Source organism: Parageobacillus sp. VR-IP (genome assembly GCF_013357975.1).
Lineage (GTDB): Bacteria > Bacillota > Bacilli > Bacillales > Anoxybacillaceae > Saccharococcus > Saccharococcus caldoxylosilyticus.
The window spans coordinates 351631-364719 of sequence record NZ_JABVYQ010000003.1 but is presented as its reverse complement, the minus strand read 5'-3'; the positions used below and the strand labels follow the sequence as shown (position 1 = coordinate 364719).

Below are 13089 nucleotides of genomic sequence, written 5' to 3'. Positions count from 1 at the left end.
TTTTGAAACATCGTTTATCGAACACGCGATCAAGTGCATAATAAAAACAAGCCATTTGACCGGACAGGAAAGGAGTTTGATCATTGAAATTACCAAGCGAATTCATCGAAAAAATGGAGAGACTTTTAAAAGATGAAGCTTCTCGTTTTTTCTCCATTTATCATGAAGAAAAAGCAAACGGGTTACGGTTCAATCCGTTGAAAATCGACCGAGAAGCATTTTTAACGCTCGCCCCGTTTGCGCTTTCCCCCGTTCCATTTTGTCCTACCGGCTTTTATTATGATGCGGACGAACAACCCGGAAAGCATCCATATCATGCGGCAGGGCTCTATTATGTCCAAGAACCGAGCGCGATGTTTGTGGCTGAGGTGTTAAAACCGAATCCGGGGGAAACGGTTCTTGACCTTTGTGCCGCACCTGGAGGAAAAACGACTCAGCTTGCGGCAATGATGAAAAATCAAGGGCTGATTATCGCCAATGAAATTCATCCGAAACGCGTCAAAGCACTTTCGGTAAATATCGAGCGGTTGGGCGTTACAAACGCGCTTATTACGAATGAAACACCGGAAAAGCTCGCGAAATATTTTCCTGGGTTTTTTGACAAAATTTTAGTAGACGCTCCATGCTCAGGGGAAGGCATGTTCCGAAAAGACGAGAAAGCCGTTCGATTTTGGAGCCAGGAGTACGTCGAACAATGCGCCATCAAACAACGGCATATTTTGCAATACGCCTATGAAATGTTAAAAGAAGGAGGCATTCTCGTCTATTCCACTTGCACGTTTTCTCCCGAAGAAAACGAACAGACAATAGAAGCTTTTTTACAAACATATGATGATCTTAAATTGCTATCGATTGAAAAAGTTCATGGCATTCAGCCAGGAAGACGGGAATGGACGAACACGAACTTGGAGGAAATAGAACGAACGGCCCGGCTATGGCCACATTCGTTAAAAGGAGAAGGCCATTTTGTCGCGAAAATAAAAAAAACAGGCCCCTCTCCTTCATGGAATGGACGTTATGCCAAATCGAACGTCTCCAAACAAATGATCCACGATTATCGACAGTTTGAACAGAAAGTGTTACAGACCGAAATAACCAAACCGTTGTATGCTTTTCAACACCATCTTTTCGCCTTACCTGATCACTGTCCGAATTTCGATGGCCTAAAAGTGGTACGGGCAGGACTGCACTTAGGAGAAGCGAAAAAGCAACGGTTTGAGCCAAACCATGCGCTTGCCTTATCGCTAAAGCCTCAAGAAGTTCGTTACTCCCTTGATTTGTCAAGCGACAGCGTCGAATGTCTAAAATATTTGCGCGGGGAAACGATCCTAACGGGAGAAGACCGCGGCTGGCTGCTTGTGACCGTTGATGGCTATCCGCTCGGCTGGGGAAAAGAAGTAAAAGGTATGCTGAAAAACTTTTATCCGAAAGGATTACGAATGATGTAGAAAAAGGGCGCGCTGATCAGCGGCCCTTATTGTTTTACCGATGTTGGAATGGTCAACGTGAATACAATTTCATCTTTTGCCAAATCTATTTTCCGGGCGGAAACTTGATAACCGTTGCCGAAACGAATATCGGTGAGCGCCACATAAACGCGGTTTGCCACCGGGTCAATGATCACTTCATCCGGCAGCGGCGCATGTTTTCGCAAATATTTTAAGACATAGGTGACGGGAAGCTCCCACTCTCCCAGTGATATTTCCGGACGTTGCAGCTCCACATTTCCACCTTTAACCACTTTTGGAATAAAGGAAACGACGAGGTCAAGCTCCCGGCCGAATACCGGAAGCTTGCTTGCCACATACACGCGATCATCAAGCCAGACGCGATATTGCAGCGGATGATCCTTTGTCTTTTTGCGAATATAATCATTGATTACCGTATTCAAATGTTCTTTGTGCGAATATACCGTAAATGTCGCCCCTTTTGCTTTTTTCGGCGGCGGCACCGAAATCGGTTTAGCCGGCTGAAACAGCCACGCCGAAAGCAGCACGACAACGGCAATGTCCAATATCACTAATGCCCAAAACCACTTTTTCCAATTCATTGTTCCGATCTCCTTAGCCACATCTCTTCATGTTTTGTCAGCTCGTCATATACTCGTCTTGCCATTTGTTCATAGCCGATTTCATTCGGATGGAACTGATCGCTGTATAACATATCATCACGGTTGTCAAATAAATCCTTCACGTTTACAAATATTGTACGGCTATAACGTTTTAATACTTCTTTGCTGCCGTTATTCCATAGCTCAATGACATCGTCAATTTCCGGAACATTGGACAGCGAGCTCGAAAATGGATTATACAACCCGATAAGAACAATAGTGGCATGTCGATTGGCGGCGCGAATCGTAGCCAATAAATGATCCAACCGAGCGGCAAACCGTTTTTGCTCTTTAGCAAACAGTTCATATGATAAGTCAAAAAAATGGGAACGGACAATTTTCATCATGTCATTGCCGCCGATCGTAATGAAAATCAAATCAGCTTGTTCAACTGCTTCTATATGTTGATGGACGACGTCGTCAAGCTGGCTAATCCGCAATCCCCGTTTTCCTAAATTGACGACCGTAATCGTCCGCACCCCTTTATGCTGTAATAATTGTTGGCGCAAGCGCGAAATATATCCACCTTTTTGTTCGCGATCCCCTATTCCTTCCGTTAATGAATCGCCAAGAGCGAGCACGCGGATATCTTTTGGAAAAAAATCATTGGCAACCATACGCGGTGCTAGCTTTATTTGCCGTTCAGGCAAGCTGGCATTGATTGCCTGCTGCGAAGAACAGCCGGCGCAATAGAACAATAATAAAAAAAGCAATCCCCATTTTTTCATGATCTACACCTACCTTATGCCGCAAACAGAGAAAACACGAAAAGGCAAAAATGCGCCTACATTTTTGCCCTTCAGGACGACTGCAAAATTTCGATATGCTCTAAAATCTTTTCATACGGAACATCTTGCACTCCACTATAAGTTTGAACAATGGTACCGTTTTGGTCAACAAGATAAAACTCTGTTCCATGGATCACTTGATCCTTATTTTCCGGTTTTTTTACAATCGTTTTAAAATTTTTCTTGGCAAATTTCTCAATTTCTTGCTGGCTGTATCCTGTAAGCAAATGCCAGTTTGATAAATCACCATCAAATTTTTTCACATACTCTTTTAACTTTTCCGGTGTATCTACTTCTGGATCCACACTAAATGAGACAAATTCAACATCGAGCCCTTTTTCTTTCGCCTTCTTTTGTAACTTGGCCATATGGGCTGTCATTGGCGGACAAACCGTTTCACAATTTGTAAAAATAAAGTCGGCAACCCATACTTTCCCCTTTAAATCTTTTAAACCAAATGGCTTCCCATTTTGGTCCGTAAACGTAAAACTACTAACTGGCCAGTTTTTGGCATCAGGAATCGTTTTTCCGCAGGCAGCAAGCAGAACGATAGCAAGAAGAAGCAGCATTCTTTTCATCTTTTCGTGCCCCCATCTCCTATTCCATATCTTAGTCGGTATAATACATAAGCCCAACCGCTCCCGCTCCGGTATGAATCGAAATGACCGGTGTCGTCTGAACGATATCAAGGCGCTGATATCCTATCGCTCCGATAATCGATTGTTTCAGCCGTTCCGCTAAAGCGAGCGCATCAGAATGAGCAATCGCCACCCTCCGCACCGTTTTGTTCGCAATATCTGAAATCAATTGATTCGTCAAATATTTAACGGCTTGCGAATAACTGCGCACGTTCGTAATCGGCGTATACATGCCATCGTCCAGCGCGGCGATCGGTTTAATATTTAAAAGCGAACCGACCAGTGCCTTCCCACGGCCAACTCTCCCGCCTTTTACAAGATTTTCGAGCGTATCAAGCATGACGTATAATCGGGTATGACGGCGAACGATTTGCAAGCGGCTGACAATGTCCGCTACGCTTTTTCCCTCTTTTGCCAATTGCGCCGCTTCCAGCACTTGAAAGCCTAACGCACACGAAATAAACTGGGAGTCGACGACGGTCACGTTCGCTTTGGACATGTTTGCGGCATGCTGAGCGGAGCGGACTGTGCCGCTTAGCTCGCCAGACATATGAATGGAAAGGACTTCGCTTCCATCCTCGCCAAGACGATCGTAGGCGCAAAGAAACTCACCGGCAGAAGGCTGCGAGCTTTTCGGCAGCTCCTTTGCCGCTTTCATTTTTTTCATAAACTCATCAGGTGTAATCGTGACGCGGTCGATCAACGTTTCCCCGTCAATCGTAAAATGAAGCGGGACGACTTCAATTCCGTGTTCCTCGAGCACCTCTTTCGATAAATCCACCGTCGAGTCGGTTACAATTTTTACGTTTTTCATGCATTCACTCCTAAATATAGCTTTCTGTACAATTATATAATGAAATGAGAAAAATTCCTATACAAAACCACCAAAGAAAAAAGTTGTTTTGCCCAAGGCAAAACAACTTTTGAAAGTGTTACGCATTGTTTTTTAATACATTCGTTTTAAAAATTTGCTCGTACACTGGCCATTTTAATACTTTTTTCAAATATTCGCGAAACGAATACACAGAACGATCATTTGGGGATCGATATACTTTGGCAATAAACGTTTCTAAACGGAGTTGAATCATAAATCGATACGTGTTATCTTCCTCCAATACTGGAATTTCGATAATCTTCACCTTTTGCCCATAAGCGTTTTTGAACTCTAGGCTTTTGAATAACAAAATATCAATCCTCTTTTTTCACCGATTTACTTTTATTATACACCAAACCGGTGAAAAAGTATGTCAGAAATGCGCGAAATCTTCCCGACTTTTTTCGCGCTTTTTTTCTAAATGAGCAAGTGGAATAACTTCGGATCTTTATTCACTTCTTGAAACGGAAAGCCTTTTTTCTTCATCCGTTCAATCAGCGGCGCGTAATCTTCGCGGCGCTTTAGCTCGATGCCGACCAAAGCCGGACCGCTTTCTTTATTGTTTTTCTTTGTGTATTCAAAGCGGGTGATATCATCGGTCGGTCCTAAGACTTCATCCAAAAACTCGCGCAGTGCGCCGGCGCGCTGTGGAAAATTCACGATAAAATAATGCTGCAGCCCTTCGTAAATCATTGACCGCTCTTTAATTTCCTGCATCCGGTCAATATCATTGTTGCCGCCGCTGATAACGCAGACGACCGTTTTGCCGCGGATTTTCTCTTTATAAAAGTCGAGCGCCGCAATCGGAAGCGCCCCCGCCGGCTCCGCGACAATCGCGTTTTCATTATATAATTCCAAAATCGTCGTGCATACTTTTCCTTCTGGGACAACAACAATGTCATCAAGCATTTCCCTGCAAAGGGCAAACGTTTTTTCACCAACTGTTTTGACCGCCGCCCCGTCTACAAATTTATCAATTTCCTCTAATGTCACAACACGGCCTTGTTCAAGTGCGGATTTCATCGACGGGGCTCCTGCCGGTTCGACGCCGATAATATTGGTGGCTGGGGAAATGCTCTTGATATATGTACCAAGCCCAGCCATCAATCCGCCGCCACCAATGCTCGCAAACACAAAATCGATCGGTTCTTCGCAGTCATTGAGCACTTCAACGCCGATGGTCCCTTGTCCGGCGATGACATACTCATCATCAAACGGATGAATGAACGTACGGCCTTCTTCTTTCGCACACTTCATGGCCTCGTTAAAGGAGTCATCAAACGTATCGCCTACTAACACAATTTCTACCATATCTTTTCCAAACAGTTGCACTTGCGAGACTTTTTGTCTCGGCGTTGTCGCCGGCATGTATATTTTTCCATGCACACCGAGCGCCCGGCATGAATACGCGACCCCTTGCGCATGGTTGCCCGCGCTCGCGCAAATGATTCCTTTTCTCCGTTCTTCCGCGCTTAAATGCTTCATTCGATTGTAAGCGCCGCGAATTTTAAACGAACGGACCACCTGCAAGTCTTCGCGCTTTAAATAGACGTTGCATTCATATCGTTCCGACAATAGGGGATTTTTTTGCAGCGGAGTATGATAGACAACGTCTTTTAACGTATGGTAAGCGATTAAAATGTCTTCCACGTAAACGGTCCCTTGTTTTCGTTTCAGTTGTTGTTCCATACTCTTTCTTTCCCTTTCTTTCTAAGTTGTTTTTTTAATTTGTAAATTATATCACAAATTTTAAAAAAGAAAAGGGAATTTTCAAAAAGTTTATAAAAACATTTATGCTTGGCAGCACGATGATGTATTGCTGCATTTTTTTGCATCTAAAAAAAGACGACCGTCTTATGTGCGGTCGTCTTTCTCCCGTTCATATTCCTCGGCAAACTCCGTCGCCCATCTTCCTTCGTCATACCAGCGGTACTTCTCTTCCTTTCTCGCTTCTTCAAGAATATGGTTTTCCATAAACAAATGAAAAAACGCTTCAATGGCGCCGATGGCCAGTGCGCAGTAAAAGGAAGCATATGCCATGTTCATCGTTGGCTCAATGAGCGCATAGCTTGCCAGCCAGATCAGCAAAAACGAGAGCGGAAGATCGGCAATAACAGCGACAAAATTGCCAAAGCGGGGCAAAATCAGCAAATCGCCGATGATATAAGAAGCGAGCGCGGTTCCTGCCGCCATGAATAAAACCAGCAGCAACGGGGCATTAAAAATCGCAAAGATGGAAAGCAGCGCGATGCTCCAGCCAACGAATTTCACCACCAATGGAACAATATGTTTCATCGTATTCCTCCATTTCCACTCATTGTTTACTACTGTTATCGTTCCTTTTTTGCGCTGCTTCTATTCGGTCATAAAGAAAAACGTGTCCCGCCAAACGGCGAAACACGTTAATGTTTGCGTTCATAAATGATAAACGCATAATCATATGGATTTTTTTCATCTTTTATTCCTTTCGTATAGGAAACGAGCTGCCACTCTGACTCATTGAAAGCTGGATAAAACGTATCACCTGGAAAACTCGCCTCAATTTTCGTAATGTAAAGACGGTCGGCAACCGGCAGCGTCGCCCGAAACAGCTCCGCGCCGCCGATGACAAACACTTCATCATCGCATTTTGCGGCAAACTGCTTCACTTCCTCGATCGAGTGCAACACTTTGCATCCTTCCGGTTGAAACAAACGATTGCGAGTGACAATGACATTTTCTCTGCCGGGAAGCGGCCGGCCAATCGATTCAAATGTTTTACGCCCCATCACAATGGCGTGACCCATCGTTACTTTTTTAAAATAAGCTAAATCGGCCGGCAAATGCCATGGCAGGCGGTTGTTTTTGCCGATGACGCGGTTTTGATCCATGGCGACAATGTGCGAAATCATCGTATCTCTCCTTTATACCGCAACCGGTGCTTTAATATGCGGATGAGGATCATAGTCGACAATTTCAAAATCGTCAAATTCGTATTCAAAAATCGATGCCGGCTTCCGCTTGATCACCAGCTTCGGAAGCGGGCGCGGCTCTCTTGTCAGCTGCAGTTTCGCTTGTTCTATATGATTTTTATACAAATGTACATCGCCGCCGCTAAAGATCAATTCGCCGACGTCCAAATCGCACTGCTGGGCGATCATATGCGTCAACAACGCATAGCTGGCAATGTTAAACGGCAAGCCTAAAAACGTATCCACGGAACGCTGCTGCCACATGCAGGAAAGCTTGCCGTCGGCGACGTAAAATTGAAACGCGTAATGGCAAGGCGGAAGCTTCATCTCGTCCAGCTCCGCCACATTCCAGGCGCTTACTAATAAGCGTCGGGAATTCGGATTTCGTTTTATTTCTTCAATGACCCAGCTGATTTGATCCACCGTTTTGCCGTCGGCCCCTTTCCAAGAACGCCACTGCGCACCGTATATCGGGCCTAAATCGCCATTTTCATCCGCCCACTCATCCCAGATCGTCACGCCGTTTTCCTGCAAATACCGAACGTTCGTATCGCCTTTTAAAAACCATAATAATTCGTAAATAATCGAGCGGATATGTAGCTTCTTAGTTGTTAGCAGCGGAAAGCCCTCTTGCAAATGAAAACGCAGCTGACGGCCGAACACAGATAACGTCCCGACCCCAGTACGGTCGTCTTTTTCTACCCCGTTTTCTAAAATATCTTCTAGCAATTGTAAGTATTGACGCAATGTTCTCACCTCACGCTCTATCATAACATAAAGGAGTCTCATTCAGAAACAGAAAAAAGAGCTCATAAACGAGCTCTTTCGGCCAAATGGCGGATGAACTGATACGTTTTGGGAGCGACAATTTGCAAATGCCTGCGTGTCTCATCATTATAGTAATAATACGCAAACGACTCAGCAAAATATTCTTCCGGATACATAAGAAAATAATAATGATGTGGAAACAGTTTTGCTGCCTCTTCCTGCCAAATCGAACGGAAAGCCGCAGTCTCGTGAATATGATTAAACACGATATAATCGATGGAATGAGCGAACTCGTGCAGTTCCAAATTAACCGAGCCGTGCCCTTTTCCTTTTTCGCTGTGACCGATTCTAACGAGCACTAAATGCGAGCCGCCAAGCCCTGGAACATCATCCCACGTTGCCGAAGAGGACAAATATCCGCGCGGCGTTTTCCCGCGTAAATATCTCGCCGACGGTTCATCGGTAATCTTCCCGTTCAATAGCTGAATGTAAATATGATGATCCGCCGCTTTTTGCAATATGGATGGGTCGATATGGGCCAGCGTATCAATCATTGTTTTCGCCTCTTTATGGGAAAAATTCGTTTCCGGAACAATGACCATTTTTCTTAATATACCGTATGGCATTGTATGTTTTATGCCCATATTGCTGTCATCAAGCAAAACGCCATGTGCGGCAGGATAAGGGGAAAGTGAAAGAAGCGGAACGATTGCCAGCACCGTTATGATCCAAAAAAGAACCCGTTTCATGAACCTTTCCCCCGCTTCTTTTACTACAAATATGAAAATCTCTTTTTCTATTAAAATTATAACACATGCAAAAACAGGGACAAATGAGTAAAATAAGGAAGCGGGATCACCGAGAAACGTTCATAAAACCGATCATGTCCGCCATTGCGGCGGCGTATTTTTATCCCAATAAATTTTTCCCAGTTCATAATGGGCTTGAAAATCGTCATGGCACGTATGGTAATGAAACTGAAACCAATACCCATCTTGCGGCGGGTGTTCGCGTCTGACATGGAAACGGATAATATCCTCCCCGTTATCAACGCGGTAAATATGAAAAATGCGTTCCCCCATCCCGCCTGATGGGTTTTCCGTCACCGCCAAATACTGCAGCTGTTCTTCCGGATATTGCTCGGCAAGCAACGCAATCACTTCCTCGATGCGCGGCAAAATCACATCGCGAAACTCGCCTTCAATAACGGGGGCGATTTTGCGCCCGAACTTTTCGTACGATTGCCGAGCGGCTTTCTCCATCGTCTGCTCGATAAATTGCTGACGGGAAACGTGCAGAGCTTGCGTTGCCGATTCAGCCGCAACAGTTACGGTTTGCGAGACACGACCGCCATGCTGCCAATCGGAAGACGGGGCATCATCAGCGGTCGGCTCGTCCGCCGCCATTAAGGAAGACGGCGGGGTAACGAGTCCAAACGTACAGGCGGTGATGGCAACAACGAGCGTTTTACGCAACCATTTTGGCAGCCTCACGCCTCTTCACCTTCCTTCAGCGAAAAAATCCCGCTCTGCTTCAGCTTTTCTACCGCCCGCAGCAGCTTGTCTTCTTCTTGCACAAGAGCGATGCGCACATAGCCTTCTCCGCTTGGTCCAAACGCATGACCAGGCGTGACGACCACACCGGCACGGTCGATTAACGCATACACAAAATCAAGTGATGTCCACCCCTTTGGAATTTCCGCCCAAACAAACATCCCTGCTTTCGGTCGATCGACATGCCAGCCGATGGAAGCGAGACCATCTATAAAGCAGTCGCGGCGCGCCTGATACACAGCTCGGCTTTGTTCACAAAAAGAAGCTCCTTTTGTTAATGCCATCACCGCAGCTTTCTGAATCGGCAAAAAAATGCCATAATCCAAATTCGATTTAAAATTGCCAAACACGCGGATGATTTCTTCATTTCCGCAAATATAGCCAATGCGGCAGCCAGCCATATTGAAGCTTTTCGATAACGAATTAATTTCAATGCCGACTTCTTTTGCTCCAGGCACTGATAAAAAGCTGATCGGCTTTTGACCGTCGTAATACAGCTCACTATAGGCAAAATCAGAAACAACGATAATGTTATATCGTTTAGCAAACTCTACCACTTCGCGAAAAAACGCTTCCGTCGCCAGTGCCGGAACGGGATTGCCTGGAAAATTGATAAACATCATCACCGCTTTTTCCGCGATCTCGTGCGGAATTTCCCGTAAATTTGGCAAGAAATCGTTCTCCTTGCGAAGCGGCATGAAATACGGAACCGCTTCTGCCATCGTAATTCCTGACGCATACGCCGGATAGCCGGGATCGGGAACGAGGATGATATCTCCCGGGTCGGCAAACGCCATCGGCAGATGAACAAGTCCGTCTTGTGAACCGATGACATACATGATTTCCGTTTCCGGATGAAGCGTGACACCATGTGAAGTTTGATAATAATATGCCACCGCTTCATGAAATTCATTTGTGCCTTTTAAAGTATAGCCGTACGCTTGTGGATCGTTGGCATAGCGGCTAAGCGCTTCCATGACAAATGGCGGCGGCGGCAAATCAGGGCTGCCGATGCTTAAGTCAATCAAATCGTCATGTTCGCTACGTTTTTGCTGTTTATACGCCGATAATTCGGCAAAAATAGACGCAGAAAAAGCATTCATTCGCATAGCCAGTTTCATGTTCCAACCTCTCCCCCAACTTGCTTCGCAGAAAACCGCTTTCTTTTTCCGCTTTAAATGATTTATACTATGAATATAATAAATAGTATATCATACTGAATATATAAATAGTGTATCATACTTTACAATACAAAACATAGAGAAAGGCGGGGAACAACATGAGCACGATTTTTTTCGCTGCAAGCATTATTACGCTTTTGTATTTTATCTACAGCTGTATTGCCAATGCATAAGAAAAACTCGCAGGATGGCTGCGAGTTTTTCTGTTGTTAATCAATTTTTGTCTTTTTGCGGGCGGAATCGAGCTCATACGCTCCTGTTTCCGTTTTCGTTGTTCCTTGTCCTTTCACGTTTGGCGCACTAACCCCGGTTTTCGACGGATCTTTTTTCCGCTTTGCCACCTTACGTCACCCCCGCTTTTAACGTTCCCTTTCCTCCCTGTTTCTATTCCCTTTCGAAATCTACCATCATCTAAATGAAAAAAAGGATGCTAGATAGCATCCTTAATCACAATACTTTTCGAACGCATTCATAACGTTTTCCATTACAGCTTCCATTGATTGAAATTCAATTTCTTCGCGCGGGATAAAGTGGACGACTTCTTTTCCTTTTAACAGCGCCATTGACGGAGATGAAGGGGCGTAGCCAACAAAATATTCGCGCATTTTCGCCGTCGCTTCTTTATCCTGGCCGGCAAAGACCGTCACTAAATGATCCGGTTTTTTCTCGCTGCGCAATACCGCCTGCGTTGCTGCTGGGCGCGCTAATCCTGCTGCACATCCGCAAACGGAGTTCACAACGACAAACGTTGTGCCTTCGACATTTTCCATAAATTGTTCCACTTCTTCACTTGTGCGCAGTTCGCGGAATCCGGCGTTCACTAATTCGTCGCGCATCGGCTGCACAAGCTGGCGCATATATTCTTCGTAAGCCATCGACATAACAACAATCCCTCCAAACCATTTTCGCTGTCATCAGAATACTATTTTGTTCCCAAAAAATCAATCAAAATAACTAAAACGAGCGTAATTACGTTATGAATAGCGCAAATATTTCACATAAAATTTTTGCCATAGACAAAGACGTAAAAAGAAAAGGTGTTATCGTATGCAACGAGCCTTTTCGATTTTTATCATGTTTTACTATTGGCCCTTTCTTCTGCTTTCCGTCATCTGTTTCCAAACCGATCCTTTCGCTTCCTCGCCGCCTTCAATGCGCTCAATTGCCATTTTCACTTGCATGCTTACTTCAAATTCGGGATCGTTTTCCGCCGCTTTTAATGCCGGCAATGCCGATTCATCACCGACTTCATATAAAAACATAGCAGCGCGCCAGCGAACAAGCTTGCTTGGATCTTTCAGCGCCTCTATCATCACCGGAATCGCTTCCGGATCGCCAATGTCGGACAAACAATCGCCAGCGGTGCGGCGGACGGACACCGACTTATCTTTTAGCGCTTCATACAAATACGGCAACACTTTTTTGCCGCCGATCATCCCTAAATACGCCGTCGCCAAGCGGCGAATCGCCACCTTTTCGTCTTTCAGCGCTTTCGCCAGCACCGGAATATCGTCTTCTGTCGGCTCTGCCATTTGTTCTAGCGCCGCATACCGTTTCCGCCAATCCGGATCATCGAGCATTTCTTTCGTTACTTTCATGATCGGTCGTTTTTGCGCTGTTTTTTCTTGCTCGCCACGGCGGAACATTTGCACGATCCGCTCTAACCGCTCCGGCGGATAGGCGGCGGAAAGCTCTTCAACAATTTCGTTTCCAATTTCTTCGAACGTGCCGTAGCGAACTCCTCTTTCCACCCACTTCCGCTCGAGCACGATATTCCCCGCGTATTTTTGCGCTTCAAGCACCGCATCGACAAACGGTTTCGGCAGCCCGACGCGGTGCTCGCGCTCTCCGTCCGTCAATTTCACCTGCATTGGCAGCCCGTAAAGCATTTGCACATATACTTTTACTTCACCAAAATGTTCGTTTGGCTTTTTAGCCGTCTCTTGCTCGCTTTCTACATCTTCACCGAACACTTCACGAACTTTTGTCAAAATTCCCTTCCAATCGTATTTGGGATTGCGCTCAATCGCCAAAAAGTCAGCGACATGATAAATCCCTTTAACGCCTTCGATTTTCATCAGCTCTTGGATCAGAGGCGGCGCCGTATCGACATTGTCCGGCTTATAGTTATGGCTCGTGCCAAATGGTAGCTCCTCATCTAAGAGCACTTTCATCGTATTCGGACTTGGCGTCGGTTCAATCGATTTAATTTTCATTTCTATTTCC

At 45.3% G+C, this 13089-nt stretch carries 16 protein-coding genes; 1 reads left to right on the top strand and 15 read right to left on the bottom strand.

Annotated elements, in window-relative coordinates; genetic code table 11:
* The first annotated feature begins 83 nt into the window (after window positions 1-83).
* Complete coding sequence (locus HT574_RS09825) at window positions 84-1448, top strand: RsmF rRNA methyltransferase first C-terminal domain-containing protein (RefSeq protein ID WP_175244457.1); 1365 nt, start codon at window positions 84-86, stop codon at window positions 1446-1448.
* Between the two features lie 26 nt (window positions 1449-1474).
* On the opposite strand, the gene HT574_RS09820 is transcribed toward HT574_RS09825, so the two are convergent.
* The 15 genes from HT574_RS09820 to HT574_RS09750 form a co-directional block, all read right to left on the bottom strand.
* Entirely contained in the window at window positions 1475-2050 is a 576-nt protein-coding gene (locus tag HT574_RS09820) for a YpmS family protein (RefSeq protein ID WP_175244456.1), read from the bottom strand.
* Window positions 2047-2838, bottom strand: coding sequence for an SGNH/GDSL hydrolase family protein (locus HT574_RS09815; RefSeq protein WP_175244455.1), 792 nt, complete (start codon window positions 2836-2838; stop codon window positions 2047-2049). Before HT574_RS09815 ends, HT574_RS09820 begins: the two co-directional genes overlap by 4 nt.
* Before the next feature lie 71 nt (window positions 2839-2909).
* On the bottom strand, window positions 2910-3476 hold the full coding sequence (locus HT574_RS09810) for an SCO family protein (protein WP_175244454.1): 567 nt from the start codon (window positions 3474-3476) through the stop codon (window positions 2910-2912).
* A gap of 31 nt (window positions 3477-3507) precedes the next feature.
* The gene (locus HT574_RS09805) at window positions 3508-4350 is read right to left on the bottom strand and encodes a DegV family protein (RefSeq protein WP_175244453.1); all 843 of its coding nucleotides are present in this window, start codon (window positions 4348-4350) and stop codon (window positions 3508-3510) included.
* Window positions 4351-4468: 118 nt separating this feature from the next.
* Window positions 4469-4720, bottom strand: a complete 252-nt coding sequence (locus HT574_RS09800; RefSeq protein WP_042407952.1) for a YpmP family protein — start codon at window positions 4718-4720, stop codon at window positions 4469-4471.
* Window positions 4721-4827: 107 nt separating this feature from the next.
* Complete coding sequence (ilvA, locus tag HT574_RS09795) at window positions 4828-6099, bottom strand: threonine ammonia-lyase IlvA (protein ID WP_175244452.1); 1272 nt, start codon at window positions 6097-6099, stop codon at window positions 4828-4830.
* A 165-nt stretch (window positions 6100-6264) separates the two neighbouring features.
* A complete protein-coding gene (locus HT574_RS09790) occupies window positions 6265-6705 on the bottom strand; it encodes a YndM family protein (RefSeq protein WP_175244451.1) in 441 nt (146 codons plus the stop codon).
* A gap of 107 nt (window positions 6706-6812) precedes the next feature.
* A complete protein-coding gene (locus HT574_RS09785) occupies window positions 6813-7301 on the bottom strand; it encodes a dihydrofolate reductase (RefSeq protein ID WP_175244450.1) in 489 nt (162 codons plus the stop codon).
* A 12-nt stretch (window positions 7302-7313) separates the two neighbouring features.
* Window positions 7314-8108 (bottom strand): thymidylate synthase, encoded by a 795-nt coding sequence (gene thyA, locus HT574_RS09780; protein WP_175244449.1) that lies wholly within the window; start codon window positions 8106-8108, stop codon window positions 7314-7316.
* 62 nt (window positions 8109-8170) lie between these two features.
* Window positions 8171-8878 (bottom strand): anthrax toxin lethal factor-related metalloendopeptidase, encoded by a 708-nt coding sequence (locus HT574_RS09775; protein ID WP_175244448.1) that lies wholly within the window; start codon window positions 8876-8878, stop codon window positions 8171-8173.
* A gap of 132 nt (window positions 8879-9010) precedes the next feature.
* Window positions 9011-9616: a YpjP family protein gene (locus tag HT574_RS09770; protein WP_175244578.1), complete on the bottom strand. Its 606-nt coding sequence runs from the start codon at window positions 9614-9616 to the stop codon at window positions 9011-9013.
* Window positions 9617-9618: 2 nt separating this feature from the next.
* On the bottom strand, window positions 9619-10803 hold the full coding sequence (locus HT574_RS09765; RefSeq protein ID WP_175244447.1) for an LL-diaminopimelate aminotransferase: 1185 nt from the start codon (window positions 10801-10803) through the stop codon (window positions 9619-9621).
* 269 nt (window positions 10804-11072) lie between these two features.
* A complete protein-coding gene (locus HT574_RS09760) occupies window positions 11073-11204 on the bottom strand; it encodes a YuzL family protein (protein WP_175244446.1) in 132 nt (43 codons plus the stop codon).
* Between the two features lie 102 nt (window positions 11205-11306).
* Complete coding sequence (locus tag HT574_RS09755) at window positions 11307-11744, bottom strand: BrxA/BrxB family bacilliredoxin (protein ID WP_175244445.1); 438 nt, start codon at window positions 11742-11744, stop codon at window positions 11307-11309.
* A gap of 201 nt (window positions 11745-11945) precedes the next feature.
* The gene (locus tag HT574_RS09750) at window positions 11946-13079 is read right to left on the bottom strand and encodes a conserved virulence factor C family protein (protein ID WP_175244444.1); all 1134 of its coding nucleotides are present in this window, start codon (window positions 13077-13079) and stop codon (window positions 11946-11948) included.
* Between the last annotated feature and the right edge of the window lie 10 nt (window positions 13080-13089).

What these genes read in the sequence shown, in the direction of transcription:
- HT574_RS09785 (WP_175244450.1), bottom strand. Translation starts at nt 7,301, where the DNA reads ATGATTTCGCACATTGTCGCCATGGATCAAAACCGCGTCATCGGCAAA.
- HT574_RS09790 (WP_175244451.1), bottom strand. Translation starts at nt 6,705, where the DNA reads ATGAAACATATTGTTCCATTGGTGGTGAAATTCGTTGGCTGGAGCATC.
- HT574_RS09820 (WP_175244456.1), bottom strand. Translation starts at nt 2,050, where the DNA reads ATGAATTGGAAAAAGTGGTTTTGGGCATTAGTGATATTGGACATTGCC.
- HT574_RS09750 (WP_175244444.1), bottom strand. Translation starts at nt 13,079, where the DNA reads ATGAAAATTAAATCGATTGAACCGACGCCAAGTCCGAATACGATGAAA.
- HT574_RS09755 (WP_175244445.1), bottom strand. Translation starts at nt 11,744, where the DNA reads ATGTCGATGGCTTACGAAGAATATATGCGCCAGCTTGTGCAGCCGATG.
- ilvA (WP_175244452.1), bottom strand. Translation starts at nt 6,099, where the DNA reads ATGGAACAACAACTGAAACGAAAACAAGGGACCGTTTACGTGGAAGAC.
- HT574_RS09805 (WP_175244453.1), bottom strand. Translation starts at nt 4,350, where the DNA reads ATGAAAAACGTAAAAATTGTAACCGACTCGACGGTGGATTTATCGAAA.
- HT574_RS09815 (WP_175244455.1), bottom strand. Translation starts at nt 2,838, where the DNA reads ATGAAAAAATGGGGATTGCTTTTTTTATTATTGTTCTATTGCGCCGGC.
- HT574_RS09810 (WP_175244454.1), bottom strand. Translation starts at nt 3,476, where the DNA reads ATGAAAAGAATGCTGCTTCTTCTTGCTATCGTTCTGCTTGCTGCCTGC.
- HT574_RS09775 (WP_175244448.1), bottom strand. Translation starts at nt 8,878, where the DNA reads ATGAAACGGGTTCTTTTTTGGATCATAACGGTGCTGGCAATCGTTCCG.
- HT574_RS09765 (WP_175244447.1), bottom strand. Translation starts at nt 10,803, where the DNA reads ATGAAACTGGCTATGCGAATGAATGCTTTTTCTGCGTCTATTTTTGCC.